Source organism: Dactylosporangium sp. NPDC006015, assembly GCF_040614215.1.
Lineage (GTDB): Bacteria > Actinomycetota > Actinomycetes > Mycobacteriales > Micromonosporaceae > Dactylosporangium > Dactylosporangium maewongense.
The window spans coordinates 116,511-143,263 of record NZ_JBEXUD010000032.1 but is presented as its reverse complement, the minus strand read 5'-3'; the positions used below and the strand labels follow the sequence as shown (position 1 = coordinate 143,263).

21 protein-coding genes are annotated in these 26,753 nt (G+C 75.5%); 8 read left to right on the top strand and 13 right to left on the bottom strand.

Annotated elements, in window-relative coordinates; genetic code table 11:
* Positions 1–134 precede the first annotated feature (134 nt).
* The 3 genes from ABZ321_RS40220 to ABZ321_RS40210 all read left to right on the top strand — a co-directional run bounded on the left by ABZ321_RS40220 (position 135) and on the right by ABZ321_RS40210 (position 4,371).
* Positions 135–1,835, top strand: coding sequence for an ABC transporter ATP-binding protein (locus tag ABZ321_RS40220; RefSeq protein ID WP_354900867.1), 1,701 nt, complete (start codon positions 135–137; stop codon positions 1,833–1,835).
* 168 nt (positions 1,836–2,003) lie between these two features.
* A complete protein-coding gene (locus ABZ321_RS40215; protein WP_354900865.1) occupies positions 2,004–3,773 on the top strand; it encodes an ABC transporter ATP-binding protein in 1,770 nt (589 codons plus the stop codon).
* Entirely contained in the window at positions 3,763–4,371 is a 609-nt protein-coding gene (locus ABZ321_RS40210) for a DUF3105 domain-containing protein (RefSeq protein ID WP_354900863.1), read from the top strand. The genes ABZ321_RS40215 and ABZ321_RS40210 overlap by 11 nt, the downstream gene beginning before the upstream one ends.
* Here ABZ321_RS40210 and ABZ321_RS40205 read toward each other — a convergent pair whose 3' ends face one another.
* Positions 4,372–5,514 (bottom strand): hypothetical protein, encoded by a 1,143-nt coding sequence (locus ABZ321_RS40205; RefSeq protein WP_354900861.1) that lies wholly within the window; start codon positions 5,512–5,514, stop codon positions 4,372–4,374.
* A 92-nt stretch (positions 5,515–5,606) separates the two neighbouring features.
* Positions 5,607–8,819, bottom strand: a complete 3,213-nt coding sequence (locus ABZ321_RS40200) for an AAA family ATPase (protein WP_354900859.1) — start codon at positions 8,817–8,819, stop codon at positions 5,607–5,609.
* A gap of 246 nt (positions 8,820–9,065) precedes the next feature.
* Between ABZ321_RS40200 and ABZ321_RS40195 the strand changes: the two genes are divergently transcribed.
* A complete protein-coding gene (locus tag ABZ321_RS40195) occupies positions 9,066–10,487 on the top strand; it encodes a Fic family protein (RefSeq protein ID WP_354900857.1) in 1,422 nt (473 codons plus the stop codon).
* 13 nt (positions 10,488–10,500) lie between these two features.
* The gene (locus tag ABZ321_RS40190) at positions 10,501–10,749 is read left to right on the top strand and encodes a helix-turn-helix domain-containing protein (protein WP_354900856.1); all 249 of its coding nucleotides are present in this window, start codon (positions 10,501–10,503) and stop codon (positions 10,747–10,749) included.
* Positions 10,750–10,884: 135 nt separating this feature from the next.
* Here ABZ321_RS40190 and ABZ321_RS40185 read toward each other — a convergent pair whose 3' ends face one another.
* Entirely contained in the window at positions 10,885–12,819 is a 1,935-nt protein-coding gene (locus ABZ321_RS40185) for a multicopper oxidase family protein (RefSeq protein ID WP_354900854.1), read from the bottom strand.
* A 273-nt stretch (positions 12,820–13,092) separates the two neighbouring features.
* Between ABZ321_RS40185 and ABZ321_RS40180 the strand changes: the two genes are divergently transcribed.
* Positions 13,093–13,569, top strand: a complete 477-nt coding sequence (locus ABZ321_RS40180; protein ID WP_344500166.1) for an SPW repeat protein — start codon at positions 13,093–13,095, stop codon at positions 13,567–13,569.
* 260 nt (positions 13,570–13,829) lie between these two features.
* Positions 13,830–14,732 carry a DMT family transporter gene (locus ABZ321_RS40175; protein WP_344500168.1) on the top strand — a complete coding sequence of 301 codons (903 nt, stop codon included), beginning with the start codon at positions 13,830–13,832 and terminating at the stop codon, positions 14,730–14,732.
* On the opposite strand, the gene ABZ321_RS40170 is transcribed toward ABZ321_RS40175, so the two are convergent.
* Genes ABZ321_RS40170 through ABZ321_RS40160 form a run of 3 tightly spaced genes read right to left on the bottom strand, consistent with a single transcriptional unit; the run spans position 14,723 to position 17,121 of the window.
* Positions 14,723–15,067, bottom strand: coding sequence for a transketolase C-terminal domain-containing protein (locus ABZ321_RS40170; RefSeq protein WP_354900851.1), 345 nt, complete (start codon positions 15,065–15,067; stop codon positions 14,723–14,725). The two genes, ABZ321_RS40175 and ABZ321_RS40170, sit on opposite strands and share 10 nt — an antisense overlap.
* A 26-nt stretch (positions 15,068–15,093) precedes the next feature.
* Positions 15,094–16,002, bottom strand: coding sequence for a DMT family transporter (locus tag ABZ321_RS40165; protein WP_354900849.1), 909 nt, complete (start codon positions 16,000–16,002; stop codon positions 15,094–15,096).
* 18 nt (positions 16,003–16,020) lie between these two features.
* A complete protein-coding gene (locus ABZ321_RS40160) occupies positions 16,021–17,121 on the bottom strand; it encodes a glycosyltransferase (protein WP_354900847.1) in 1,101 nt (366 codons plus the stop codon).
* A gap of 126 nt (positions 17,122–17,247) precedes the next feature.
* Here ABZ321_RS40160 and ABZ321_RS40155 point away from each other — a divergent pair, with 126 nt between their 5' ends.
* Positions 17,248–18,000, top strand: a complete 753-nt coding sequence (locus ABZ321_RS40155; protein ID WP_354900845.1) for an SDR family oxidoreductase — start codon at positions 17,248–17,250, stop codon at positions 17,998–18,000.
* A 7-nt stretch (positions 18,001–18,007) separates the two neighbouring features.
* Here the strand turns inward: ABZ321_RS40155 and hpnH are convergent, their stop codons facing one another.
* The 7 genes from hpnH to hpnC are packed head-to-tail and all read right to left on the bottom strand — an operon-like array spanning position 18,008 to position 26,629.
* Positions 18,008–19,012 carry an adenosyl-hopene transferase HpnH gene (gene hpnH, locus ABZ321_RS40150; protein WP_354900843.1) on the bottom strand — a complete coding sequence of 335 codons (1,005 nt, stop codon included), beginning with the start codon at positions 19,010–19,012 and terminating at the stop codon, positions 18,008–18,010.
* Positions 19,009–20,574: a 4-hydroxy-3-methylbut-2-enyl diphosphate reductase gene (gene ispH / locus ABZ321_RS40145; RefSeq protein WP_354900841.1), complete on the bottom strand. Its 1,566-nt coding sequence runs from the start codon at positions 20,572–20,574 to the stop codon at positions 19,009–19,011. The genes hpnH and ispH overlap by 4 nt, the downstream gene beginning before the upstream one ends.
* A complete protein-coding gene (gene shc, locus ABZ321_RS40140) occupies positions 20,571–22,481 on the bottom strand; it encodes a squalene--hopene cyclase (RefSeq protein ID WP_344500180.1) in 1,911 nt (636 codons plus the stop codon). Before shc ends, ispH begins: the two co-directional genes overlap by 4 nt.
* Positions 22,481–23,494 carry a polyprenyl synthetase family protein gene (locus ABZ321_RS40135; protein WP_344500182.1) on the bottom strand — a complete coding sequence of 338 codons (1,014 nt, stop codon included), beginning with the start codon at positions 23,492–23,494 and terminating at the stop codon, positions 22,481–22,483. The genes shc and ABZ321_RS40135 overlap by 1 nt, the downstream gene beginning before the upstream one ends.
* Positions 23,491–24,888 carry a hydroxysqualene dehydroxylase HpnE gene (hpnE, locus tag ABZ321_RS40130; protein ID WP_354900839.1) on the bottom strand — a complete coding sequence of 466 codons (1,398 nt, stop codon included), beginning with the start codon at positions 24,886–24,888 and terminating at the stop codon, positions 23,491–23,493. Before hpnE ends, ABZ321_RS40135 begins: the two co-directional genes overlap by 4 nt.
* On the bottom strand, positions 24,885–25,766 hold the full coding sequence (hpnD, locus tag ABZ321_RS40125; RefSeq protein WP_344500186.1) for a presqualene diphosphate synthase HpnD: 882 nt from the start codon (positions 25,764–25,766) through the stop codon (positions 24,885–24,887). The genes hpnE and hpnD overlap by 4 nt, the downstream gene beginning before the upstream one ends.
* Entirely contained in the window at positions 25,763–26,629 is an 867-nt protein-coding gene (gene hpnC / locus ABZ321_RS40120; RefSeq protein WP_354900837.1) for a squalene synthase HpnC, read from the bottom strand. Before hpnC ends, hpnD begins: the two co-directional genes overlap by 4 nt.
* Positions 26,630–26,753: the final 124 nt, after the last annotated feature.

Below are 26,753 nucleotides of genomic sequence, written 5' to 3'. Positions count from 1 at the left end.
CGAGGCCGCCCGGGCCGGCGAGTCGGGCAAGGGCTTCGCCGTCGTCGCCAACGAGGTCTAGGAGCTCGCGCAGGAGACCGCGAAGGCGACCGGGGGCCGGGCCCACCGCCACCCGCGTCCACTGTGGAGCATCCGTGCCGAATGTGTACCGACTCATCGCCCAGGACCTGCTGCGCCACCACCCCGGCCGCACCGCGGTCGGCCTGCTCGGGCTCGCCGCGTCGATCGGCTTCGGGCTCGCCGCCCCGATGGCCCTCGCCACCGTGATCGACAGCATGTCCGGCCGCGGACCGGCGGCCCGGCCGGTGCTCGTCCTCGCGCTGGTGCTCGCCGGGGCGCTGGCCGGATCGGCGCTGGCCAGCCGCGCGTCGGCCGACCGGGCCAGCGCCACCACCGCCCGCCACCGCGGCGCGGCGTTCACCGCGGCACTGCGTCGGCCACCGTACGACGCCGGCTTCCCCGACGGTGAGCTGCTCGCCCGCTGCTCGTCCGACGCCGAGACCCCGGCACGGATCGCGAACATCGTCCTGGGCTCGGCCGTGACGTCGGTGGGTGGCCTCGTCGCGTTCGTGCTGCTGTGCACCATCGACTGGCGCAGCGCCGTGGTCGTCGCCGCCGAGCTCGCCGTGTCCTGGTTCGTCGTCCGGGCGTTCCTGCGCGGCAGCGCCGAACCCGAGGCCGGCTACCGTGCCGCCCGCGGTGCGCTCGCCGACCTCCTCGTCGACGCCCACCGCGGCGCCCGGACCATCGCCGCCCTCGGCACCCACGACCGGGAGCTGCGCCGCGTCCTCGCCCCGCTCGCCGACCTGCGCGCGGCGGGCCGCCTGTCCTGGCGCGCCCAGCGCGACGTCGGCTGGCGTATGGGCCTGCTCGACCCGCTGCTGAACGCGGTCGTCCTCGCCGTCGCCGGCCTGAGCGCGGTCGCGGGCAGGCTGGGCCCCGGCTCCGTCCTGGCCGTGCTGCTGTACAGCCAGCTCACCCTCATGGTGCTGGAGCAGGTCGACTCGCTCGCGGCCGGGGTGCGCGCCCTCGCGGGGACCCGCCGCCTGGCCGAGCTGCTCGCCGCCCCACCCCCCGACCCGGGCGGCACGGCCCGCCTCCCGTCCGGGCCGGGCCGGCTGACGTTCGACCGGGTGCGCCTCGACGGCCGCGGCGGCGACGTCTCGTGCACGATCCCGGCGGGCGCGCACGTGGCCGTCGTCGGGCCGTCCGGGTCTGGCAAGTCGCGGCTCGTCGCGCTCGCGGGGCGGCACGCCGACCCCGACGCCGGGCGGGTGCTGCTCGACGGCCACGATCTGCGCACGGTGCCGGCGGATGACGTGCGGGCGGCGGTGGCCTATGCGTTCGAGGAGCCGAACCTGTTCGGCGCCACGCTCGGCGCGGCCATCGCCGCCGGTTCGGACCTGCGCGACGAGGACGTGATGCGGGCGGCCCGCCTGGCCCGCGCGGACGCGTTCGTGCGGCGCCTGCCGGCCGGCTACGACACCCCGCCGGGCGACGCGCCGCTGTCCGGCGGCGAGCGCCAGCGGCTCGGGCTGGCCCGCGCGTTCGCCCAGCCCGCCCGGGTCCTCGTCCTCGACGACGCGACCAGCAGCCTCGACACCGCCACGGCCGCGGAGGTCGCGCACGCGGTGCGGGACGCCTGGCACGGCCGCACCACGCTCGTGGTGACCCACCGGGCGGCGACGGCCGCCGCGGCCGACCTCGTGCTGTGGCTCGACGCCGGCCGCGTCCGCGGCTACGCCCCGCACCGGGCGCTGTGGTCCGCGCCCGGATACCGCGCCCTGTTCGGCGCGGTGGAGCACGACCCGGTAACCCAGGGGAGCGCGGCGTGAGCGGCCAGCGAAGCGTCTCGGGCCGCTCACCATGTAGCAGGTTTGGCTCAGGCCGACGCCGGAGCGTAGCGGAGGTGGCGGCGTGAGCGGCCAGCGAAGCGTCTCGGGCCGCTCACCATGTAGCAGGTTTGGCTCAGGCCGACGCCGGAGCGCAGCGGAGGTGGCGGCATGACCCCCGGTATGGGGGGCGGCGGATCCGTCCGGGACGGGTGGCGGCTCTTGTGGGGCGTACTGCGTCGGCGGCCGCGGCCGTTACTCGCGGTCGGCGGGCTGGTGGTCGTGCTGGCGGCGCCGACGACGGTCGCCGGGATCGCCGTCGCGCACGCGCTCGACGACGGGTTCTTCGCCCACCGGGCCGGGGCCGGGCTGCTCTGGGTCGCCCTGCTCGTGCAGGTGCGGCTGGTCGCCGCGGTCGCCGGGCGGCTGCTGTTCCCGCCGCTGGTGCGGGTGGTCGAGCCGCTGCGCGACGAGCTCGTCACCGCCATGGTCACCGCGGGGCTGCATCGAGCCGTGCGCGAGGACGTGCCGGTGCCGGGCGCGGCCGTCCGGCAGGCGGTCGACGAGGTCGAGCAGGCGCGCATGCTCGTCGCCTCGGTGCTGCGCAACGCCCACGCCACCGGCTCGGTGGCGGTCGGGGCCGTCATCGGGCTCGCCCTGCTGGACCCGGCGATCCTGCTCGTGGAGCTGCCCTGCCTGGTCGCCTCCGTGGCGGGCTACCGGCTGCTGGTCCGGGCCGTGCTGCGCCGCCAGCGCCGCTCCCTGCTCGCCGAGGAGGACCTCGCCGAGCACGTGGTGAGGACGCTCGGCGCCCGGCGGGACGTCACCGCCTTCGCCGCCCAGGACGCGGCGGCCCGGCCCGTGCTGGAGCGGGTCGAGCGGGCCCGGCTGGCGGCGCGGGCGCTCGGCCGGGCCGACGCGATGCACGACGGTGTCGTCGGTGTCGGCGTCGACCTGGGTCTGGTCCTGCTCCTCGCCCTGGCCCCGGTCCTCATCGGCCGCGGCCGCCTCGGCACCGGCGAGCTCGTCGCCGCCGTCTACTACGTGATGTTCGCACTCGGCCCCGCGCTGCGCTTCCTGGTCTACGGCGGTGCCGGGTGGCTCGCCGAGCTCCTCGGCCTCATGACCCGCCTGAGCGACGCCATCGCCGCCGGCGGCCCTCTGAGCGGCGTAGCCACCGCCGGCGAACCGCGGCAGGTCGGGCCGTCCAGCCCTTCCGGCTCAGCGGCGCGGCCGGTGGTGGTGGCCGAGTCGGTCGGTTACGCGTACTCGAAGGACGCCGCGCCCGTGCTCGACGGCGCCGGGTTCACCGTGCCGTTCGGCGCGCACGTCGCGGTCGTCGGGCCCAGCGGCGCCGGGAAGTCCACGCTCGCCGCGCTGCTCTGCGGCGTGCGCGAGCCGGCCGGTGGCACGATCCTGGTCGGCGGCGCGCCACCGGCACCCGGATCCGGCGTGCTGGCGCTGGCGCCGCAGGAGCCGTACGTCTTCGCCGGCACCGTCCGGGAGAACCTCGCGTACCTCGCGCCGGCGGCCTCCGACGAGGTCCTGCGCGACGCCGCCGACGCGTTCGGGCTCGGGCGGCTCGACCTCGACGAGCGCCTCAGCGCCGGCGGGGCCGGGCTGTCGGCGGGGGAGCGGCAGCTGGTGACGCTGGCCCGCACCTACCTCGCGGCGGCCCCGATCGTCGTCCTCGACGAGGCCACCTCGCACCTCGACCCCGACGCCGAGCTGCGCGCGGAGCTGCTGATGCGCCGGCGCGGCGGCACGCTCATCGTCATCGCGCACCGCATCAGCAGCGCGAGCCGGGCCGACTGGGTGCTGCTCGTCGACGCGGGCAAGGTCGTGGCCGGACCGCACCACCAGCTCGTCGATCGCAGCCCGCGCTACCGCCAGCTCGTCGGGCTGTGGGAGCCGGAGAAGGGAACAGACGATGGCATCTGAAACCGCCGTGGCGCCCGTCGATCCGTGGACCGGCAAGCCGGTCCGGCGACGGCGACGGGGCGTCGTCACCGTTGCCACAGGCGTAGCGGTCGCTGTCGCCGGGCTCGTGCTCACCGCAGACGTGGTCGCGTACCGGCGGTTCGGGCCGCAGCCGGAGCCGCGGATCCCAGGTGTCGAGCGGGTGGCGATCCACGACCGCTTCCACACCACCGATCCGGTGCGCTACGACCGGACCCCACCGGCCGGCGGCCCGCACGCGCCGGTGTGGTTGAACTGCGGTGTCTACGCGGCGCCCGTACCGCCGGAGAACGCGGTGCACTCGATGGAGCACGGCGCGGTGTGGGTGACGTACCGACCCGACCTCCCCGCCGGCCAGGTGGATGCGCTGCGGCTGATCGGGCGCCGGCCGTACACCGTCGTCAGCCCCTATCCGGGGCTCCCGGCGCCGGTCGTGGCCAGCGCGTGGGGGCGGCAGCTGCGGCTGGACGACGTCGGCGACGAGCGCCTGCAGCGGTTCCTCGACGTGTACCGCGAAGGACCGCTCACGCCGGAGCGGGGAGGCCCGTGCCACGGCGGCACGGGCGCTCCCCTGACGTGATCAGCGACGGATCGCGTACGGCGTGACGTGCACCTCGAGGGACCAGCCGACGGCGAACAGGTCCCGGTTCACCGGGTCGCCGGCGATCGCGGTGAGGCCCGACGCGGGCTGTCCCTGGCCGTCGTTGGGGGACGACGGGTCCCGCCCGGCCTGCTGGTCGGTGGTGAAGCGGACACCGTCCCAGTGTTCGACGTGGACGGACTCCGCGTCGAGCGTGCCGGCGACGTAGCCGGTCATCCAGACGTCGTCGGCGGCGAACGCGATGACGCCGGTGAGCCGGGTCGCGGTCTCGTCGCTCGGCACCACCTGCCAGCCGCCGGCACCCAGGTGCAGCGCGAGCGGCGTGCAGTCGTCCTCGCCGGTACAGCGGGCGCCGACCACCCAGACGTCACCGTGCGCGGCGGCGCTCACGTCGTCGAACGCCACGTCGCCCGCGCCCGGCAGCGGCGGCAGCTGCCCCGCCACCGTCCACGCGGTGCCGTTCCAGTGCAGCAGCAGCCCGGAGGTGCTGCCGTCGGGCTCCGTCTGGCTGCCGGCCGCCCACACGTCGTCGGCGGTCACCGCGTGGACCGCCGTGAGGCTCCCGTCGATCTCGGGCGCGGCCACGGACGTCCAGGAGCCGCCCTGCCAGCGCAGCACGAGCGGCTGCCCGGTGCCCCGGGCGGTCTTCCCGACGGCCCACCCGTCGGAGGGGGAGAGCATGTCGAGGTCCTCGACGGTGCCGGCCGGCACGGCCGACGGCACGCGCTGCCAGCCGGTCGCGGTGCCGTGCAGGAACACCGGGGCGGTGGAGGCGTCGGTGCCGGCCGCCCACACGTCGTTCGGGCCGGTGGCGTCGACCGTGCTCAGCCCGTACTGCCCCTGCGGGCCGGTGGGGACGGGCAGGTTCGGGGTCGTCCAGCCTGTGCCGTTCCAGTGCGCGGCGATCGGATGGCGCTGGCCGTCCGCCTGTTCCCCGACCGCCCAGGCGTCGTTCGCCGACAGCACCGCCACGTCGTTGAGCTGGGCGGCGGTGACACCGAAGCGCAGCGGCACCGCCGGCGCGGCGGACCACTTCACCCCGGCGCCGGCGTGCGCCGGCTGCGCGCCGAGCAGCGCTGCCGCGACGGTGAACGCGACGGTCATCGACCGTTTGGCTTGCATGAGCATTCCTCTCGTTGTGCGGGTACGCAGCCATCCTGGAACGGTGGACGGGCCCCCGGCGGCGGGGAACGCCCGTAGGTTCTTGCGGGCGGCTACCCATGTTCTGTGCCGGTCTCCGCCTCGGCGGCGAACCCGGCGAGGCGGCCCCGGTCCGGCAGCCCGGTCTTGGCCAGCAGGTTTCCCACGTGCTTCTCGACGGTGCGCGGCGACAGGAACAGCCGCCGGCCGATCTCGGCGTTGCTCAGCTGCTCGCCGACGAGCGCCAGCACCTCGAACTCGCGCACCGTGATGCCGAGCTCGCGGGCGGTCGGCGGCAGGACCGCGCTGCCCTGCCGGTGCTGGGGGACCGGCGCGCCGGCCCGGCGCAGCAGGTCCCGGCAGGCGCGGGCGACGTGCGGGGCGGAGTCGTGGAAGTGCGCCTCGGCGGTGCGCAGCCACGCCACCGGCTCGCCCCAGCCGCGCTCGACCGCGTCGTCGGCGACCAGGCGCAGCCCGAGGAACCGCGCCATCGGGAAGCGCTCGGAGGACGCCAGGAACGTGGCCATGCTCGCCGCCGCCTCCGCCGGCGCACCGGCCCGGGCCGCCGCCAGGGCCTCGGCGAGGTGCAGGAACTGCCGGTTCCAGCCGGCTTCGGCCTGCGGCGAGGCGGCGAAGGCCGCGCACTCGGCCCGGCCGGCCGTGCCGTCGCGGACCGACAGCAGCAGGTGCGGGGCGTTGATGAAGGACACGTAGGAGGTCGGTTGGTGCGACTCCTGCGCCACCGACCGGGCCAGCTCGTCGCGGGCGAGGTCGTGCTCCTCGTACAGCAGATGCCCGAACGCGAGACCGACGCCGTGGACCGCGGCGGAGAAGTCGTCCTCCTCCCCGCCCAGGTCCCGGAAGCGGGCCATCAGCGTGTCGACCTCGCGTCGCTCCGCGCGGTGCGCGGCCGCCATGATCCGCACGCCGAGCGCGATCAGCCGCGAGTGCGTGAGCCGCAGCCGCGCCGCGGTCTCCTCGCAGCGCTGGGCCGCCACCTGCACCTGCGTGTACTCGCCGCGGCAGATCCGCGCCATGCACAGCTCGATCTCGATGTCGAGCGCGGTGACGACCGCGCCCGCGTCCCGCGCGACGGCGAGCGCCTCCACGAGCCGGTCGACGTCGCCGTCGCGGATGCCGTCGTGGGCGCCGATGTTGTACAGCAGCCCGATCCTGCGCGCGGCCAGGCCGTGCTCGTCGGCGAGGGCGAGCCCGCGCCGGTACAGCTCGTCCGCCTCGGCCATGTCGTGCAGCCGGGCGCACCGGCCCAGCGTTTCCAGCGCCCCCACCGCCACGTCGGGCTGCCCGGTCGCGCCGGCCGCGTCCAGCGCCCGCTGGGCGAGCTCCCGTGCGCTGGCGCGCCGGTCCGCGGTCGGGTTGCCGAACGCCAGGCGCGCCTCCACCTCGTCGACGCGGGCGGCGACGGCCGGATCCGGGTCCGGGCCGAGCAGGTCACGCACCACGGCCACCTGCTCCAGGCCCGGCAGCCAGTCACCGGCGGCGGCGGCCACCCGGGCCAGCCGCAGATGGATCTCGGCATGGCCGCTGAATCGGGCGGCCACGGCGTGGGCGTCCTCGATGCGCCCCGCGTCGGCGTACCCGTCGACCAGCGCCACGACGATCTCCGGCCGCGGCCCGGACCCGTCGGCGCCGGTCAGGCTCAGGGCCCGTTCCAGCAGGGCGATGCCGGTGCTCAGGGCGCCTTCGGCGGTGGCCTGGCGGCCGGCGGTGGCGAACCGCGTCGCCGCCTTGATCGGCTCGCCGGCCACCGACCACAGCTCGGCGGCGAGCAGCGGCCAGCCGTCGGGGGCGGCGGCCTCGACCGCGGCGGCCGCGCGGCCCGACAGCAGCGCGCGCTCGACCGGCAGCAGCTGGGCGCGCAGCACCTCGGCGGTGAGCATGTGGCGGAAGTGGTACTGCGCGGGGTCGTCCTCGTCAGGGACCAGCAGTTGCGCCCCGACCGCCTCGCGCAGGCAGGCCACCAGCGCGAGCCCCGCGACGTCGGCGATCGCGCCCGCGGTCTCGGCGCGGAACCGCCGGCCCAGCAGTGCGGCCGCGTGCAGCATCGCGCGCGCCGGTCCGCTGAGCCGCTCGACGCGGCCGGCGAGCGTGGTGGCGAGCGTGGCCGGCAGGGTCGCGTCGACCGGGCCGGACAGCGTCCAGCCGCCGTCGTCGTGCACCAGCACGCCGTCGCCGACCATGCCGGCCAGCAGCTCCTCGACGTGCAGCGGCACGCCGTCGGCGATCGTCGCGAGCCGGGCGAGCACCGCCGCCGGCACCTCCTCGTCCGGGGCGTCCAGGCAGGCACCGGCCAGCCGGCGGACCGCCTCCTCGTCGAGCCGCCCGAGCGCGACCAGGTCCGCCGACCGCCGCTGGCGCGCGGCCCGGAACAGCTCGACCGCGCTGCCCGGCGCGGGCCGGGTGGTTCCGAGGATCAGCAGGTGCTCCGCCGCGATGTTGTCGACGAGGTAGTCCACGACGGCGAGGGTCTCCGGGTCGGCCTCGTGCAGGTCCTCCAGCAGCAACAGGCAGCCGCGCGGCCGGCCGATCGTCACGGCCAGGCGCAGCACCGCCTCGGCCAGGACGACGAGCGAGCCGTCGGCGCCGTCGGGCCGGTCGGTGCGCCACTCGGGCACGAGCCGGGACAGCGCGGCGTGGTACGGCACCAGCATCGGATCGTCCGGCGGCCCGTCGTGGCGCAGCACCGGCAGCACCGCCTCACGCAGCGGCCGGAACTGCATCGCCGGCGAGACCGCCCGTCCCTTGAGCACCCGCAGCCCGGCGGCCTCCGCGCACCGCGCGGCCTCGGTGGCCAGCCGCGTCTTGCCGATGCCCGCGTCGCCGACCAGGAACACCGCGCCGCCGCCCCCGCGCACCGTGGCGTCGACGGCCGCCCGCAGCACCGCCAGCTCCGCGGACCGCCCGACGAGCGCGGGCCCGCCGAGGCGCACGGTGCCCTTCCCGCTGCCGCGCGGCCGCTCCTCGACCCGGTCCCGCGCCGTGGCGAGCAGCCGCTGCTCGGCCGGGCCGGCGCCGAGCGCCTGGATCAGCGCGTCGAACCGGTTCGTCGGCGGCAGCGTCTCGCCGGTGAGGTACGCCCCGATGACCGAGCTGGACCAGCCGGTGGCGGCGGCCAGCTCCCGGTAGGTCAGTTCGCGCTCACCCTGCCGCCGCGCCTCCCGGCGGCGCAGCTCGCGCAGCAGGCGCGCCAGCCCTGCGAGGGTGTCCACGGCGGCGATCCGGGCTGGATCGAAGTCTCCGGTCGTCTCCGTCGTCGTTTCGGCCACGCCTCCCCTTCCATGCATGTGCGTCAATGCGTGCACGGCTTCGCCATTGGCGTCGCATTGCCCCCGCGCTATCTTTGACCAGCCGGTACCGGGCCCGGTTGCCGGAATCCGGACGCATATCCGACTGTGTGGCATGCAATGCGCGGGAATTGACTGCCGTCGACCACGCGGCATTACCACAATGTGCTGACGGCGCCGGTGAAGCGGGCCACCGTCCCTGCCGGCACCGTGGCATGATGGCCGGCGATGACGATCGAGCGTGACGACCCACTGCCGCGGATCGACAACCTCACCTGGGCGGACGTCGACCCCTCCCGGCACCCGTTCGACCCGGACTCCGTGCTCGACGTCGTGCGCGCGGTGGCTCCGGCGGGTGGCGTGCCGGCGCCGTTGCAGTACGAACCCGGCCGCGGCTTCGGTCGCGCGGCGGACGAGGCGCGCTGGGACTGGCAGCGGGCGATGACCCTCGCCCTCGTTGAGCGCTACGGCTCCTGGGCCTGCGGCTGGACCGCCCAGATGGGTGGTCGCACGGCCGACGGTGCGCTGATCCTGCGGTGGAGCGGCGCCCGGGACTCGATCACGACGCCGGAGGAGACGCTCGCGGCCGTCGCCGGGGCGCTGCTGGACTGGCGGGTGTTCCTCGAGGACCTGGCCGGGCTCTTCGCGCGGCACCTGCCGCTGCCCGCCGAGCCCCGCGCGGCGTTCGTCGCCTGGGAGGCCACGGCCGCCGGCCTGGTCGCGACGGTGGCGGCGCGGTCCGGCGCGGACGAGCACTGGTTTCCCATGTGCACCTTGGCCCTGAAGTGGTTCCTCGCCGTCGCCGAGGTGCCGGGCGACGGGCACGACGCGCTCGTCGACGCCGCGATCGGCGGGCGGTTCTGGAGCTACGTCTCCCCGCTGGGTGCGGAGGTGGGCGACGCGGCGGAGTCCCTGGCGGCGGCGCTCACCGGCGTCACGCCGCCAGCGGACGACGCGTGGCCCGACACCTGGCCGCAGGACTGGCCGAGCCTGCGCAGCACCGAGCTGCCCGCCGCTGCGCGGGCGCCGCGGCGGGCAGAGCCACCGGTGGTGCCCGACACCCTCGCGGCCTGGCGGCAGGTCCGGCGGGCGGCCCGGTGGGAGCACGCCGCCGGGCACGTCGCCGGGCCGGCGCGCACGGCACGCGACGGCATCGCCGAGCACCTCGCGAAGCGGAAGTACGGCGCCGGCCGCGCCCTCGTCGCGCTGCAGCTGGTGCGCGCTGACGCGGCCGAGGGCGGCCCGCTCACGTTCGCGCGCCTGGAGACATGGCAACGGGAGGTGCTCGCCGTGGCCACGGCACCGTTCCGCACGACGTCCGCCTGGGCGAGGGCCGGCAGGGAACGGTACGCGTACCACGACGAGCTGCCGGCGGCGTTCGACGCGTGCCTCGCCGAGGCCACCGACCCGGCCGTGCCGCTGCCGTCGCGGGCCGCGCGGGTGTACCTCGACGTGCTGTTCTTCCACCCGTTCGCCGACGGCAACGGGCGGTCGGCGGCGCTCGCGCTGTACTTCGTGCTCGCCCGCGAAGGCGTCGTGCTGGACCGCGCCGCGCCGCTGCTGATGACCCGCTGGCCGGCGTCCGACCCGCGCGGCGCCGAAGGTCTGGCCGGGTTCGTCGCCGCGCTCGTCGAGCGGACCCGCCGCTGACGGCGGTGCCGCCGTGCGTTCAGCGGCCCGGTGGGCGCCACCGCTGCAACTCGCCTTCCGCCGCCACCTGGACACCACCCCCATGGCGTTCCTGCGCGGCGTCCGCCTGAGCCGGGCTCGCGGGGACCTCCTGGCCGCAACCGCCGGCGACGGGCGCACCGTGACCGCGATCGCCGCCCGGTGGGGCTTCACCGTCAGCCGCTTCAGCCAGCACTACCACGCCACCTACGGCGAACTGCCCAGCCAGACCCTGCGCGAATGACGCGGCGATCAGATGATCCAGAACGGCTGGGTTGATGTGGTTGGCCACCGACCGGGTGACGAAGCGGGTCGGGTCGCAGTGCAGCAGGTCCAGGATCGGGATCGCCGCGGGTGAGGCACCGCGGCGCCGACCGGCTCATTCCGGATGGTTCGCGGTGCCGGAGCCGGTCAGGAACGGGCTGGTGACCCCGGTGTAGCCGAGGTGGAGGATCATGCCGTTCGCGGCGTGTTCGAGGTCGTGGCAGTGGTCCATCCACAGGCCGGGGTTGTCGGCGCGGAACGCCACCCGGAACGTCTCGCCCGGTCCGACGTCGAGGGTGTCCACCCACCACGGGCTGCCGGTGGTGGCCCGGCCGTCGCGGGACAGCACCAGCATGTGGTGGCCGTGCAGATGCATCGGATGGTGCTGGCCGCTGCGGTTGACGTAGGTCACCTCGACCAGGTCGCCGCCGGCGACCATGAGCATCGGCACGTCCGGGAACGAGGCGTCGTTCAGGGTGTACCGCACCGCCGGGCGGCCGTCGTAGAAGCCGAGCCGCTCGTCGATGCGCAGGACGAACCGCCGGTCGAAGTGGCTGCCCGCCGCGAACGGGGTCGCGGCCGGGGTGCCGTAGCGGGCCGGGTCCAGCAGCGCAGGCTCCTTCGCCGCACGGTCCGGGCCCGCGTCGCCGCTCGGGCTGTAGACGATGCCCGGCCCGTCCGCGCGCAGCGTCACCGGGGCGTCGGGCATCGTGAACTCCACGTCGTAGCGGGCGCCGCCGCCTACGAGGATCCGGACCCCGGGCAGCACGCCCGGCTCGTGCACGTCGGTGCCGTCGATCGCCACGACACGCACCGGTGCGCCGGTCACGGTGAACGTGGCGGGCTTGCCGTCGGAGTTGACCAGCCGCAGCCGCACCGGCCGGCCGACCGGCACCGACTGCCGTTGCGCGCCGGCGGCCAGGCCGAGCGTCGCCACCCCGTCCTCGTCGCCCCACGTGTGCCGCAGCACCGTCTCGTCGACCGCGTCCTGCCGTGCCGGCGCGTCCCGGGGCAGCACGACCAGGGCGCCGAACAGGCCGCGCCGCACCTGCACGGAAGCCATCTCGTGGGAGTGGTACCAGTACGTGCCGGTCCGCGATGCCCGGAAGCGGTAGACGAAGGTGGCCCCCGGCGCGACCGCGTCCTGTGTCACCCCGGCGACCCCGTCCATGGCGTTCGGCACGTCGACGCCGTGCCAGTGCACGGTCACCCCGGCCCCTGGCAGCCGGTTGACCAGCGTCACCTCCACCAGGTCGCCCTGCCGCACCACCAGCTGCGGCCCCGGCGCGACGCCGTTGAACGTCCACGCCGCCACCTGTGCGCCGGAGTCCAGCCGTACCGTGGCCTCCTGCGCCGTCAGCGTGAACCGGCGCACCGCCGCTTCGCCACCGTCCGCGCCGGTCAGCTCGGTCACGCTGATCCCGCCGGAGTGCTGGTGCCCCGCCACGGCGCCGCCGCCGTCGTCCACGGCGCCACCGCTCATGCTGCTACGTGCCGGCAGCGCGCTGGCCATGGACAGGCCCACCGTCGCCGCGGCCACCGCCACGACACCGACGGCCGCCCGCACCGCTGCCCGCCACCGCCCGGCCCGCTCCGGCACAGGACGGCGCGGCAGCCTCCGGTACGCGTAGCCCATCGCCGAAGCCGCGACGATCGCGACGCCGGTGACCGCCGCGGCGCCCACCCCGGCCAGCTGCGCCAGCGCCGCCACTGACACGATGCCCGCGGCGCTTGCCACCGCGCCCGCCCCACCCGGCCGTCGCCCGGTTGGACGCAGCCACCCGAGGTACGCCGTCGCCGCCACCAGCAGCGCCGGCGCCACCCACACCAGCCGCGGCCCGGCGAACTCCCACCCCCAGCGCAGCAGCACCAGCCCTGCCGCGAGCCGCAGCACGGCCGAGCCGAGCAGCACCGCGAACGCCACCGCCGACGTCCGGGAGGGCCTCTCCGCCGTGGCTCGCCTTCCCGTCGCGGCCCACCACGTCACCACCGCGACCGGCAACTGCACCAACGCGGTCACCATGTCGGCGTAATGCACCCACAGAAACATCCGACCCTCCACCCCGGCACGATTCGCACAGCCGTGCCGCGTCCCGCGGACCATACCCCGCGACTCTGAGGCGCCGGCCCCACGCGTCGGCCTCCGCCGACGACCCATGTCCGGGTGCGAGGTGGCCGGCCGACGTGCGGCGGCACCAGGGCGCAGGGTGCAGGAATCACCCGGTTTATCGCCCGGCTGACGGGCGGGTCGACGTGCATTCCGGCGGCGGGAGGGGTAGCTGAATTTGTAAGGACGACGCAGATGAGTTTTTGGAGGTGCGTCATGTCCGAGGCATCGAGCTACCGGACGATCTCGGAGCATCCGGACGTCGCCGAGATGCGTGAGCGCTATGAGCGAATCACCGCCAGCGGCCAGGCGATCGTCATCGACGGCCTCGTGCTGCTGGCGGGCGCGTGGCTGGCGATCTCCCCGTGGATCGTGCACTTCAACATGTCCGCGCCCAGCGTGACGATCAACAACCTGATCCTGGGGGTCATGGTGAGTGTGATCGCGCTCGGCCTGACCTGGGCGCCGGCGCGGATGTACCGGCTGAGCTGGGCGATGGCGGCGATCGGCGGCTGGGTCATCATCGCGCCGTTCGTGACCCGGCAGTGGAACGCCGGCATCATCTGGACCAATGCGGTGACCGGCGGGCTGACGCTGCTGCTCGGCCTGGCGGCGGTGGGGATCCTGTTCACGACGGGCCGGACCGGGACCCGGACGGGCGGCAGAACGACAGGGTCCGAGGGCCCGCGGTGAGCGTCGGATGAGCGCGGAACCCGGGCCGCCAATCACCCAGCGGTGGCGACGGCCCGGTCCGTGCCGCGAGTAGCGTGAGGCGTGGTGACAGTCGGTGGCGCTCGTTGCGGTTCGGGCGCCACCTCCACATCCCGGGCACCCTGACGCGATCCCGCGGCCCGCGTGACGCATGGCGTCCCGGTTCGACGACGCGAGGAGGAACGACGGGTATGACAGCGGCCCCGGATGCCCGGCACCGCGCCGTCGGATAGCTCGCGGCGATGATCTACGTCCTCGCGGTGTGCGCCGCGGCGCTGAGCGGTGTCGGCAACGCCATCCAGCAGCGCGCGGCGGTGCGCGCACCGGCCGGCAGCGCACTGCACTGGCGGCTGCTGGCGTACCTGCTCCGGCAGCGGCTGTGGCTGGCCGGTCTCGCGATCGCCGTGGCCGGCAACATCATGACCGGGGCGTCGCTGGGTCTCGGCACCGTCACGCTGGTGGAGCCGCTGACGGTCACGTCGCTGCTGTTCGCGCTGCCGGTCGCGGCGATCTGGAGCCGGTACAGGCTCGGCCCCCGCGAGTGGATCGGCGCGCTCGCCGTCGTCCTCGGCCTGGCCGCCTTCCTGGTGGCCGGCCAGCCGGAGCCGGGTCAACGGGCGGACGCCCCGCTGTGGCAGTGGGGGCTCGCCGCCGGGGCGATCGGGTCGGTCACCTGGGGGCTGGTCCACGTGGCCCGGCGGATGCGGCCGCAGCACGAGGCGTCGGTGCTCGGCGTCGGCGCCGGCATGCTGTTCGGGCTCCAGGCGGCGCTGACCAGCACCGCCGCGCACCGGCTGTTCGACGCCGGGCTGCCTGCGGTGCTGACGTCCTGGACGCCGTACGCGGTCGTGGCGGTCGCCGCCGTCGGCATCCTGCTGGCCCAGAGCGCGTACAAGCTGGCGCCGCTGTCGGTGTCCTATCCGGCCGTGACCGCCGCGGAGCCGCTCGCCGGGATCGCCATCGGTGTCAGCGTGCTCGGCGGCGCGTTGCAGGTCGGGCCGCTGCTGATCGTCGCGCAGGTGGCCGCGCTCGCGGTGATGATCGGCGGCGTCTACGCGGTGGCCGCTTCGCGGCTGGTCGAGGCGCACCACCAGCACCGGTTCCACGCGCCCCATCTGCGCGTCGGGATCGGTCATCACCGCTGAGCGGGGTGCCCGCGGAGCGGGCCCGCGTCCGCCCCGTGCGTGTCCGCCAGGCCGTCGAGGACGGCGGCGGCGATCCCTTCCGGGTCGAGTCCGTAGCGGCCGAGCAGTTCATCGCGGCCGCCGTGCGGCACGAACCTGGTCGGCAGCCCGAGTGTGCGCGCCGGCGTGCTCACGCCGCGCCGGGACAGGTACTGCGCGAGCGCCGCGCCCACCCCACCCGCACGGATGCCGTCCTCGACGGTGACCACCAGGCGGTGCGCGCGGGCCAGGTCGGCCAGCGCCGGGTTGACCGGGCGCACCCAGCGCGGGTCGACCACGTCTCCGGAGTCGATCACTGGGCATCGTCCTTTCTGTGTGAGCGTCAGCTCGTCTCCGGTCCGCGCCGCGGCGCCGGGCCGGCGTGCCCGTTCGCCATCTGTTGCTGGTGGATGTCCGACCGGGTGGTGCTGGCCAGCCAGATGCCGCCGATCATGGCGAGCCCGGCGACCACCTGGATCGCGAGCCGCGGCCCGTCGGTGGCGATCTGCTCGTGGAACGCGGTGACCCCGATCGCGACGCCGACGGCGGGGTCGACGATGGTGATCGCCATGAGCGGCACGGCGATCCGCGAGCTCTGGAAGGCGTTCTGGTTGAGGATCACCGCGGCGAGCCCGACGACGATGAGCGCATAGGTCTGCCCGCGGGTGAGGACGGCGATCGGCTCCACGGACAGCTGCTCGGTCAACGCCTTGAGCAACGACGCGGCGATGCCGTAGAGCAGGCCGCTGGCGACGCCGAGCAGCACGGCCCGCAGCCCGTTGTGGGCGAACAACGTGCCGGCCAGGCACACCCCGAGCATCGGCCCGGCCCACAGTGCGACCCCGAGCCAGTCCTTCACCGACGGCTCGGTGATGCCGGGGCGGGGATCGGCGGCGATGAGGAACGCGGCCAGGCTGGCGCCGCCGAGCGCCACCACGGCGTAGTCGCGCGTGTGGACGGGTCGCCGGTTGAGGGCCGCGGACAGCGGAATGGCCAGGAACAGGCCGGTGATCAGCAGCGGCTCGACGAGGATGAGCGGCCCGAAGGTGAGCGCGACGGCCTGCAGTGCGGTGCCGATGCCCTCCGGCACCCAGGCCAGCAGCCATCTGGGCCGCTGCACCAGCCGCAGGAGCAGCCGGGGATCGAGCGGCGGCGCTCGCTCCTCCTTCTTGGCCTCACTCTGCTCGAGCGCGGCACCGACGGCGAAGGCCGCCGCCGAACCCAGCGCCGCGACAACCGCGACAGCGCTCATGACGCCCGACCGCGGGTGTCATCCGCGGGCATCGGCACCCGCGAGCGTCGGCCGTCCGCGTGCGGCGATGCCGGCGATGCCGATCGCCGGATCCGTGGCGAACAGCGCCATCCCGGCGTCGCGGGACCGCCGGCCCCGCTCGCCACCGGCGGCCTCGGCCAGCGCCCGCCCGAGCTCGTCCCGGCCGCGCACGAGCGTGCTCACCCCGGCCTCGGCCATGGTGGCCGCGCTCGCCTTGCCGTGGCCGGGAAGCGGCCGGTACGTGAGCACGGGCAGCCCGCTGGCCATGGCCTCCAGCGCGGTGAGCCCGCCGCCGTTCTCCACGAGCACGTCGGCGGCGCGCAGCAGCTCCGGCATGTCGTCCACCCAGCCGAGGACGTGTCCGGTGCCGGCCCGTGTCATCCGGCGCCGCAGCGCCGTGTTGTGCCCGCAGACCGTGACCGGGATCGCCGCGCCCGTGGCCGCGATCTCGGCGGCCGCCGGCGCGACCTCGCCGACCCCCCAGGCGCCGGCGACGAGCAGCGCGAGCCGGCCGTCCGGCGGCAGGCCGAACCGCTGCCGGGCCCGCAGCTTCGCCGCGGCGGACGCCGGGCGGCACCGCTGGGACACCACCCGGCCGGCCACCCGGACGTCGCCCGCTCCGTGGGCGAGCGCCAGGAGCCGGCCGGTCTCGTGCGCCACGAAGTGGGCGTCGACGCCGGGAGAGAACCAGATCGGATGCGCGGCGAAGTCGGTCAGGTAGGTGATCACCGGCACGGTGAGCCGCCCGTCGCGGCGCAGCGGCCCGAGCAGCTGGCTGGCGATCGGGTAGGTCGACACGACCGCGGCGGCGCCGGCGGGCAGCGCCCGCAGCATCCGGGAACGCACCGGGCGCAGCAGGGCGCGGATGACCGGCCCGGCACCCCGGAACCGGCAGGCGATCGCGAACAGGCCGTCGTAGATCCACGGGAGCCGCAGCAGCAGGCCGTGGTACGTGCCACGCAGCAGCCGCCCGAGCCGCCACGGGAACACGTCGGTCAAATCCAGGCAGTCGACCTGGAAGCCGTGATCGCGCAGCCGGGCCGCCAGCTCGCGGGTGGTGCCGTCGTGCCCGGCGCCGACGCTGGCAGAGATCACCACGATGCGGCGGTGCGGGTCTGCGTGGACCGGACCAGACTCGGTGATTGACACGACAGGCGATCTACCGCGAAACCGTGCGGTTCTAACCGCCGGGCGTCGCCGGAAGCTCGCGGAACGGGAGATCCGATGCGGATCGCGGGCCGGGTCGCGCTCGTCACCGGCGCCTCCTCGGGTCTCGGCTGGGCGGCGGCGCTCCGGCTCGCCGACGCGGGTGCGCGGCTCGTCCTGCACGGCCGGGACCGGCGGCGGTTGTCGGCGCTGGCCGGGCGCACGGGCGGGCTGCCGGTGCAGGGCGACCTCGCCGACCCGCAGGAGGCGGACCGGCTGGCCGCGGAGGCGCGGCGGCTCGCCGGCGGGGTGGACATCCTCGTCAACAACGCCGGCGTGGGCTGGGCCGGGCCGTTCGGCGAGATGACGCCGCCGGACATCGACCGGCTGGTCACGGTCAACCTGGTCGCGCCGGTGCGGCTCACCCGGGCGTTGCTGCCGGCGATGTGCGCCCGCGGGGACGGGTGCGTGATGTTCGTGACGTCGATCGCCGGCCGGACGGGCGTGGCCGGCGAGGCGGTCTACGCGGCGACGAAGGCCGGCCTCGACACGTTCGCCGAGAGCCTGCGGCTGGAGACGCGGGGCTCGGGCGTCGGGGTCGGCGTGCTCGTGCCGGGCGTCGTGCAGACCGAGTTCTTCCGGCGCCGCGGCCGGCCCTACGAGCGCAGCAGACCCCGGCCGCTGCCCGTGGACCGGGTCGCGGACCTGCTGGTCCGGGCGATCGCGACCGGCAGCGCCGAACGCTACGCGCCCGGCTGGTTGCGGCTGCCGGTCGCGGTCCGCGGGGCGGCCCCCGGCCTGTACCGGCGGCTGGCCGCCCGGTTCGGCTGACGCCGTCCTATCCGGTGCGCAACGCCCGCAGCGACTGCTTGAGCGACGACATCGTCGCCAGCACGGCCGTCGGCTCGTAGCCGCAGTGGGCCATGCAGTTGGCGCAGCGCGCGTCGCGGCCCCGGCCGTAGCGCTCCCATTCGGTCGTCTCCACCAGCTCCCGGTAGGTGGCGGCGTATCCGTCGGCCATCAGGTAGCAGGGTCGCTGCCAGCCGAACAGCGAATACGACGGCACCGCCCAGGCGGTACACGGGAAGTCGACCCGGCCCTCGAGGAAGTCGAGGAACAGCGGCGAGTGGCTGAGGCGCCAGCGCCGCCGCCGGCCGTTGGCGAACGCCTCGCGGAACAGCTCGCGCGTCTGCTCCACGCCGAGGAAGTGCTCCTGGTCCGGGGCCTTCTCGTAGGCGTACGCCGGGGAGATCATCATCTCGTCGACCCGCAGCTCGTCGTTGAGATGGTCGAGCACGTCGACGACGGTCTGCGGGGTGTCGGTGTTGAAGAACGTCGTGTTGGTCGTGACCCGGAACCCGCGCCGCTGCGCCTCCCGTACGGCGGCCACGGCCTCGTCGAACACGCCGTCCTTGCACACCGAGGCGTCGTGGCGGTCCCGGAGGCCGTCGATGTGGACGGTGAACGCGAAGTACCGCGACGGCCGGAACTTGTCGATCTTCTTCGGCAATAGGACCGCGTTGGTGCACAGGAACACGTACTTCTTGCGCTTGACGAGCTCGGCGGCGATGGTGTCGATCTGCGGGTGCATGAGCGGCTCGCCGCCGGCGATGGACACCATCGGCGCGCCGCACTCGTCGATCGCGGCGAGCGCCTGCTCGACCGGCATGCGGCGCTTGAGGACGTCGGCCGGGTGCTCGATCTTGCCGCAGCCGGCGCATTTGAGATTGCAGGCGAACAGCGGCTCCAGCTCGACCAGCAGGGGAAACTTCTCGCGGCGCCGCAGCTTCTGCGCGACCAGGTACCGGCCGATCCGCAGTCGCTGCCGCAGTGGAATGCTCATCGCCGTACCTCCTTGGGCAACATGAACTCGACGTCCTCGCTCGCCGCGGTGTGCTCGTGGGCGGCCCGGGCGCCGAGCCCGGACAAGGCGCCGACGACCTCGTCGACGAGGACAGGTGGTGCCGAGGCGCCGGCGGACACGCCGACGGTGTGGACCCCGGCGAGCCACCGCAGGTCGATGCCGGCCGCGCCGTCCACCAGGTGTGCGGGCGTCCCGGCGCGTTCGGCGACCTCGACCAGGCGGCGGGAGTTGGACGAGTTGCCGGATCCGATGATGATCATCGCTCCGCAGGCCGCCGCGACCTCGGACACCGCGAGCTGCCGGTTGGTCGTGGCGTAGCAGATGTCGTCGGACGGCGGTGCGGCCAGGTCCGGGAACCGGTCCCGCAGCACCGCGACGACGTCGGCGACGTCGTCGACCGCGAGGGTCGTCTGCACCAGGTACGACACCCGTCGCGGGTCGTCGACCCGCACCTGCTCGGCGTCCCGGACGTCCTGGACGAGGCGGATCCGGTCGGGTGCCTCGCCGAGCACGCCGTCGGTCTCCTCGTGACCGGCGTGCCCGATGAGCAGGACGGTGTCGCCGTGGTCGGCGAACCGGCGGGCCTCGCTGTGCACCTTCGTGACGAGCGGGCAGGTGGCGTCGATGGCGTCCAGCCGCCGATCGGCGGCGGCCGACCGGACCGCGGGCGAGATGCCGTGCGCGGAGAACACGGTCACGGCTCCCTCCGGGACGTCGTCGACGTCGTCGACGAAGACGGCGCCCCGCGCGGCGAGGTCGGCGACCACGTACGTGTTGTGCACGATCTGCTTGCGGACGTACACCGGCGGCCCGTGCAGCTCGAGGGCGCGCTCCACGACGAGGATGGCGCGCTCGACCCCGGCGCAGAACGATCGGGGCGCGGCGAGCACGACCCGGCGGAGCGTGGTGGCCGCCGCCCACTCGTCCAGCCCGGCGGCCACGGCCGGCAGGGCCGCCAGCGCCGTGCGCAGCTGCCTCAGGGTGCCCGGCCGGACCAGCGCACCGGTGTCGGCGACGACCCGCACGCAGGCCGCGGGCCGGTCCACCGGCCAGTCCGTGGGCCGGTCCGTGGGCCCGGCGAGCAGCCAGGTCGACTCCAGGTCCACCGCCAGCGCACCGGTGCCGGCGAGCCGGTCCCGCGTCGTCCCCCCGACCGGCCACTCCGTGCTGACCACCGGGCCGGTCCGGACGGTGAGCCCGCGTCGGCGCAGCGCGCCCGCGAGCAGGCCGGCCGCTGGGAGCACGGTCGTCGCCGGCGGGCAGGTGACCCACGGGGCGGTCCGTACCTCGGTGGCCACAACGACGTCGCCGGGCTTCAGCGCCGGGTCCAGCCCACCGCCGACACCGGCCACGGCGAGCGCCCCGGCGCCGGTCATGGCGGCCGAGCGGGTGGCCCGCTCGGACCGGCGGCGCCCGACACCGGTGTGCAGGACGGTGCCGGCCGAGCCGGGCAGGGCGCGGCGCAGCTGCGCCGCCTCCATCCGCATCGGTGCGCAGAGCACCCAGTCACCGTCCGCCCGCTGCCGTGCCGGCGCGTTCATCGGTCCTCCTGCGGGGCGTCGCGCAGCACGCGGCCGAGGGCGCTGATCGGGAACACGAGCCGGTACAGGTGGTAGTTGATGTAGAAGTCGCCCGGGAAGCCGGTGCCGGTGTACTGCGGCTCGTCCCAGGTGCCGTCGGGGCGTTGGGTGCGCAGCAGCCACGCGACCGCCCGGCGCGCGGCGGGCGCGCGGTGCTGGCCGGCGGCGTGCAGCGCCAGCAGGGCCCAGGCGGTCTGCGACGCGGTCGACGCCCCGCGCCCGCGCATGGCCTCGGTGTCGTAGGAGCGCAGGTCCTCACCCCACCCGCCGTCGCCGTTCTGGTGCAGCAGCAGCCAGTCCAGGGCGCGCCGGATCGTCGGGTGCTGCGGCCGGATGCCGGCGGCGACCAGGGCGGGGACGACGCAGCCGACGCCGTACACGTGGTTGGCGCCCCACCGGCCGAACCAGGAACCGTCGGGCTCCTGGGCCCGCACCAGCCATCGCACGCCGCCGCGGGTGACGGCCGAGCCGGCCAGGCCCTGGGCGCACAGCGCCTCCACGATGTGGGCGGTGACGTCGGCGCTGGGCGGGTCGATGACCTCGCCGAAGTCGCAGAACGGCAGCTCGGCGACGAGCGCGCGGTCGTTGTCGGCGTCGAAGGCGCCCCACCCGCCGTCGCGTGACTGCATGCCGGCCAGCCAGCGGGTGGCCCGGTCCAGCACGGCGTGGTCCCGCAGCGGGGTGCGTCGCAGCGCCAGGATCACCTCGGCGGTGTCGTCCGTGTCGGGGTATCCGTCGTTGTCGAACTCGAACGCCCACCCGCTCGGCGGGACGCCCGCGCGGCGCACGGCCCAGTCGCCACGGGTGGTGATCTCCTCCCCGACCAGCCAGCTCCCGGCACGGGCGAGGGCGGGATGGTCGTCCGGGACCCCCGCGTCGGCGAGCGCCGTGACCGCGAGCGCCGTGTCCCACACCGGCGACTGGCACGCCTCCAGCCGGCGGATGGTCCCGTCGGGCGTCCGCTCCCGGACGGTGAAGCGCTCAAGCCCCTCGATCCCGGCCCGCAGCACCGGATGCGTGAGCGGATACCCGAGCAGGTGCAGGGCGATGAGCGAGTACACCCACGGCGGCTGGATGCCGCCCCAGGAACCGTCGGCCTCCTGCCGGGCCACGATCCATTCGGCGGCGCGGCGCAGCGCGTGGCGGCGCACCGAGCGGGCGGCGACCCGCTCGTAGCCGCGCACGGCCAGGTCGAGGCGGTGCAGCCAGCCGGCCCGGCGGGACAGCGGCGGCGGTGGCGGCGGCCGCAGCCCGGTGCGCAGCTCGGGCAGCGAGAAGCCCAGCGACCGGACGGGCCGGGTGGCCCGCACGACCGCCAGCGGCACGATGGTCTGCCTGGCCCAGCACGCGAAGTCGTACACGTTGAACGGCATCCACGCGGGCAGCAGGACGAGCTCCGGCGGGATGGCGGGCACCTGGTGCCAGGGCCACTCGCCGAACAGCGCCAGCCAGATGCGGGTGAACACGCGGCTGCGTTCGACGCCGCCGTGGTCCCGGACGAACGCGGACGCCGCCGCCATGTGCGGCGCGTCGGGCGCGTCGCCGGCCAGCCGCAGCGCCGCGTACGCCTCGATGGTGGTGGACAGGTCGCCCGGCCCGCCGTGAAAAGTCGCCCAGGCGCCGTCGTCGAGCTGCCGGGAGCGGATCCAGCGGGCCGTCTGCGCGGTCAGCTGCTCGTCGCAGATGCCGAGGAACCGGCGCAGCAGCAGGTCCTCGGCCTCCATCGTCACGTTGGTCTCCAGCTCGCCCTTCCACCAGCCGGCCGCGTCCTGCAGGCCGAGCAGGTGTGCCGCCGCCCGGTCCAGGCCGGCCCGGGCCCGGTCGTAGAGCTCGTCGACGGCGGGGACCTGCGTCAGCACCTGGGTCATCAGTGGTCCCGTCCCGTCACCAGGCGGGCGAGGTCCACCAGGTCGTCGTGCACGTCCGCGGGCAGCTCGAGCGCGGCGAGCTGGTCCAGCGCGCGGGCCAGGTGCCGGTCGGCCTCGTCCTGGACCCAGTCCCGGGACCCGGACTCCTCCAGGAGCCGGCCGGCGGTCATGAGGTCGGCCTCCTGCAGCTCCTCCGTGGACGCGAACAGCGACCGGAAGTCGTCGCCGGCGGCGGTACCGGAGGTGAGCGCGTGCACGATCGGCACCGACTTCTTGCGCGCCCGCAGATCGGACCCCACCGGTTTGCCGGTGCGCGCGGGCTCGCCCCAGATGCCGAGCTGGTCGTCGACGAGCTGGAAGCTCATCCCGAGGTGCGTGCCGAAGCGGGACAGGCCCTGGGTCAGCGCCGCGGGCGCGCCGCACAGCAGCGCCCCCAGCGTGCAGGCGCACGACATCAGCGCCGCGGTCTTGTCGGCGGACATCGCGAGGGCCTCGTCGAGGCTGACGTCGTCGCGGCGCTCGAACTCCAGGTCGGCGGCCTGCCCGGCGATCAGCCGCTGCACGTCAGCGTCCAGCCGCCGGGCCGCCTGCGCGCTGCCCGGCCGGCCGTCGCCGGCGAGCGCGTCGTGCGCGAGGACCATCAGGGCGTCGCCGGCGAGGATCGCCGCGGCGGTGCCGAAGACCGCCCAGGCGGTGGGGCGGTGGCGGCGCATCGTGTCCTGGTCCATGACGTCGTCGTGCAGCAACGAGAAGTTGTGGGCGAGCTCGACGGCGGCGGCCGCGGCCGCGCCCTGCTCGGGCGGGTGACCGGCGGCGCGGGCCGACAGCAGGGCCAGCGCCGGGCGGATGCCCTTGCCGCCGGCGGCGGTGGGTGCCCCGCCGGCGTCGCAGTAGCCCAGCTGGTAGGCGCCGACGCGCTGGTTGCGGGGATCGAGGCGACCGAGGAGGTCCCTGATCCGGGGCTCGACCAGGGCGGGTACCTGATCGAGGCAGGCAACGGATGCGATGGTCAACGGGTGCCCTCCAGGTTTCGGTTCGAACACATGAGGTGGGCGAGCACGACGTCGGCGGCGCGGTGACCGCTGCGGACCGCGCCCTCCATCGTGTCCGGCCACCCCGTGTCGGTCCACGCGCCGGCCAGGACGAGGCCGGGCAGGCGGGTCGCCGCGCCGGGACGCAGCGCGCGGGTGCCGGGAGCCTGCCGGAACGTGGCGTGCGGCTCGCGGGTGACGAACGTTTCCAGCACCCGCGCCGACCGCGCCGCCGGGAAGAGCCCGGCGACGGCGGCGGCGTAGGTGGCGGCGAGCGGCCCGGCGGGCACCGTGATGGTGTCGTCCGCGGCGGAGATCGAGACCACGAGGTACTGACCGTCGGGCATCGACGGCGGCGTACGGTCGAACACCCACTGGACCGGGGACTCCACCGCCGCGGCGAAGGGCAGGCGGGTGACGACCGAGTCGTAGCGCAGGTGGACGTTCACGATCGGGGCGCTGCCCAGACCCTGCCAGCCGGCCCGGTCGTCGCAGGCCGCGGCCGGCACCAGCCGCGCGGCCGCGGTGTGCGGCACGGCCAGGACGACCGCGTCGGTGGCGAGCTCGTCCCGGCCCGCGCGACCGGCGGCGCCGCCGATCGCGACCCGGAACCCGGTGGTGTCCGGCTCGACCCGCTCCACCCGCCGCCCGGTGTCCACCCGCACGCCGAGCCGGGTCAGGAGCCGCAGCGCGGGACGGCCGTGCAGGCTGGACAGCGGTGCGATCGGGCGCCCGATGTCACCGGCGTCGGCCCGCTCCAGCAGCCCGGTCCGGAACACCCGTGCGGCGAGGGCCAGCGACGCCTGCTCCGCGGGGGTGTTGAGCGCCGCGACGGTGATCAGGTCCCACAGCCGGCGCACCGCGCGGGAACCCTGGCCGTGGTCCGCGAGCCAGCCGCCGAAGCTGATCCGGTCGTTGCCCGGATCGTCGGGATCCACGGCGCGCAACGCGTTGGCCGCCGTGATCGCGCGCCACCGCTCCCGGACGTTTAGCAGGGAGTACCCGGCCAGGGGCGGGAGCAGGTGGGCCGGGGCGGGCAGGCCACGGGCGCGGGCCAGCACGTGCGGCGCCCGCCCGGGCGCCAGGACCGGGACGGAGAACCGCGGCTGCAGCCGGGTCAGGCCGGTGCTGCCGAGGCGGTCCAGGAGATCCCGGTACCGCTCGTAGCAGCGCAGGAACACGTGCTGCCCGGTGTCCACGACGAGACCGCCGTGGTCGAACGAGTACGTCGCCCCGCCCAGCTCGCCGCGCCGTTCCAGCAGCGTCACCCGGTGCCCGGCGTCGGCGAGGCGGACGGCGGCGGTGATGCCGGCGAGCCCGCCGCCGACGACGCACACCTCGCGGCCCGCGTCCGCCGCCGGCGGGCCCGGCGTCATGCCGTCCGCCTGACGAGCGCGCGGACGGCGACCGTGGCCTTAGCCCGGGACGGCAGCGACAGCCGCGTCCGGGTGACGGCCATCGGGTCGCTCACGATGCGGGCCAGCAGCCGGTGGTAGATGCCGGCCATGGCGGCGGTGCAGGCGGCGCTGCGCGCGTCGAGCATCGGCAGCAGCCGCAGGCCGGTCTCGTACCAGCGCTCGGCCCGCTCGGCCTCGAAGCGCACAAGGGCGCTGAACCGGTCGGGCGGGTCGGCGAAGCCGTCACCGTCAGGCTCCAGGTTGCAGCCGAACCGGTCGAGGTCGTCCTTGGGCAGGTACACGCGGCCGTTGTGGCGGTCCTCCCGCAGGTCGCGCAGGATGTTGGTCAGCTGCAGGGCGATGCCGAGCGCGTCGGCCAGCTCGGCGGCCCGTCCGGATGCGCCCGTGTCGAACACGCCCAGGGACAGGCGGCCGACGGAGCCGGCCACGCACCGGCAGTACCACAGGAGGTCGTCGATGGTGGCGTACGTGGTGCCGCGGACGTCGGCCGCGCAGCCGTCGATCAGCTCGTCGAAGGCGTCCAGCGGGATGGGCAGCCGGCGCGCGGCGTCGTGCAGGGCCAGCAGCACCGGGTCGTCCACGAGTTGCTGCACCGCCGCCTCCGGCAGGCGGTGCAGCGACTCGCGGACCCGGTCGAGCCGGGCCAGCTTCTCGTCCGCGGGCAGGTCGCCGTCGCCGATGTCGTCGATGCGGCGGGCGGTGGCGTACACCGCGGACAGCGCGCGTCGCTTGTGCCTCGGCAGCAGGCGGATGCCGTAGGAGAAGTTGCGGGCCTCCCGGCCGGTGATCTCCTCACACCGCCGGTACGCCTCGTCGACGTCCTCGGCCGCACTCACCCGATGCTCCTGGCCATCGCGGCCAGCCAGGACGCCGCGATGTCGCGCCGGCGCGGGCGTGGCGGTCCGGGCAGCGGGTCGTATCCGCAGCGCTCCAGCGCCCGCAGCGTCGCGTACCCGCCGGCGAGATAGCCGCCGACCGCCACCCGGGCCCAGCCGTGCAGGGTCGCGAGCAGCGGTGCGCCGGCGTCCAGCCACGCCTTCGCGCGGTCGGCCTCGAACCGGACGGCCGCCCGCAGCGCGCCGCTCGCCGTGGCCGCGGCCAGGTCGGTCTCGGGCACGCCGAACCGGTCGAGGTCGGCCGCGGGCAGGTAGACGCGGCCGCGCCGGTGGTCCTCCGCGATGTCCTGCAGGTGCTCGACGACCTGCAGCGCGGTGCAGATGCGGTTCGACAGCTGTACTTGTGCCGTGCCGGCCTGGTCGAACACGTGCAGGACCAGCTCGCCGACGGGGTCGGCGGACAGCGAGCAGTACCGCACGAGCTCCTCGACGGTGGCGTAGCGGGTGACGACCTGATCGACGCGGTTCGCCTCGATCAGCCGCAGCAGCGGCCCGGCGGGCAGCCGGCACGCGTCCACCGTGGGGGCGAGCGCGCACACCACCGGGTGCTGCACCGGCCGCCCGTCGTACAGCCGCCGGACCTCCGCCTCGAACACGTCGAGCATCGCCGTCCGGTCGGCCGCGGTCACCCCCACGACCGGCTCGTCACCCAGGTCGTCGACGAACCGGGCGTAGCGGTACAGCGCGAACAGGTGCCCGCGGGTGGCCCTGGGCAGGATCCGCAGCGCCACCGGGAAGTTCTCCGCCCGGGCCCGCGCCTCCAGCGGGACGGGTGCCGCCGGCGCTCTCGTCGCACTGCTCATGTCAGGCGCCCGCCCCGGCGCAGGAGGTGGCCCGTGACGCCGCGAAGAGATCCGTGCCGCACATGGCGGCGCGCTACCCGCAATCACGCGCCCGTAACCGGCACCGCCGCCCGGCGCGACGGCT

Bases quoted from the DNA above. Each gene is read 5' to 3' on its own strand.
- ABZ321_RS40215 (WP_354900865.1), top strand. From the start codon at position 2,004: ATGACCCCCGGTATGGGGGGCGGCGGATCCGTCCGGGACGGGTGGCGG.
- ABZ321_RS40210 (WP_354900863.1), top strand. From the start codon at position 3,763: ATGGCATCTGAAACCGCCGTGGCGCCCGTCGATCCGTGGACCGGCAAG.
- ABZ321_RS40205 (WP_354900861.1), bottom strand. From the start codon at position 5,514: ATGCAAGCCAAACGGTCGATGACCGTCGCGTTCACCGTCGCGGCAGCG.
- ABZ321_RS40195 (WP_354900857.1), top strand. From the start codon at position 9,066: ATGACGATCGAGCGTGACGACCCACTGCCGCGGATCGACAACCTCACC.
- ABZ321_RS40185 (WP_354900854.1), bottom strand. From the start codon at position 12,819: ATGTTTCTGTGGGTGCATTACGCCGACATGGTGACCGCGTTGGTGCAG.
- ABZ321_RS40180 (WP_344500166.1), top strand. From the start codon at position 13,093: ATGTCCGAGGCATCGAGCTACCGGACGATCTCGGAGCATCCGGACGTC.
- ABZ321_RS40175 (WP_344500168.1), top strand. From the start codon at position 13,830: ATGATCTACGTCCTCGCGGTGTGCGCCGCGGCGCTGAGCGGTGTCGGC.
- ABZ321_RS40165 (WP_354900849.1), bottom strand. From the start codon at position 16,002: ATGAGCGCTGTCGCGGTTGTCGCGGCGCTGGGTTCGGCGGCGGCCTTC.
- ABZ321_RS40155 (WP_354900845.1), top strand. From the start codon at position 17,248: ATGCGGATCGCGGGCCGGGTCGCGCTCGTCACCGGCGCCTCCTCGGGT.
- hpnH (WP_354900843.1), bottom strand. From the start codon at position 19,012: ATGAGCATTCCACTGCGGCAGCGACTGCGGATCGGCCGGTACCTGGTC.
- ispH (WP_354900841.1), bottom strand. From the start codon at position 20,574: ATGAACGCGCCGGCACGGCAGCGGGCGGACGGTGACTGGGTGCTCTGC.
- shc (WP_344500180.1), bottom strand. From the start codon at position 22,481: ATGACCCAGGTGCTGACGCAGGTCCCCGCCGTCGACGAGCTCTACGAC.
- hpnE (WP_354900839.1), bottom strand. From the start codon at position 24,888: ATGACGCCGGGCCCGCCGGCGGCGGACGCGGGCCGCGAGGTGTGCGTC.
- hpnC (WP_354900837.1), bottom strand. From the start codon at position 26,629: ATGAGCAGTGCGACGAGAGCGCCGGCGGCACCCGTCCCGCTGGAGGCG.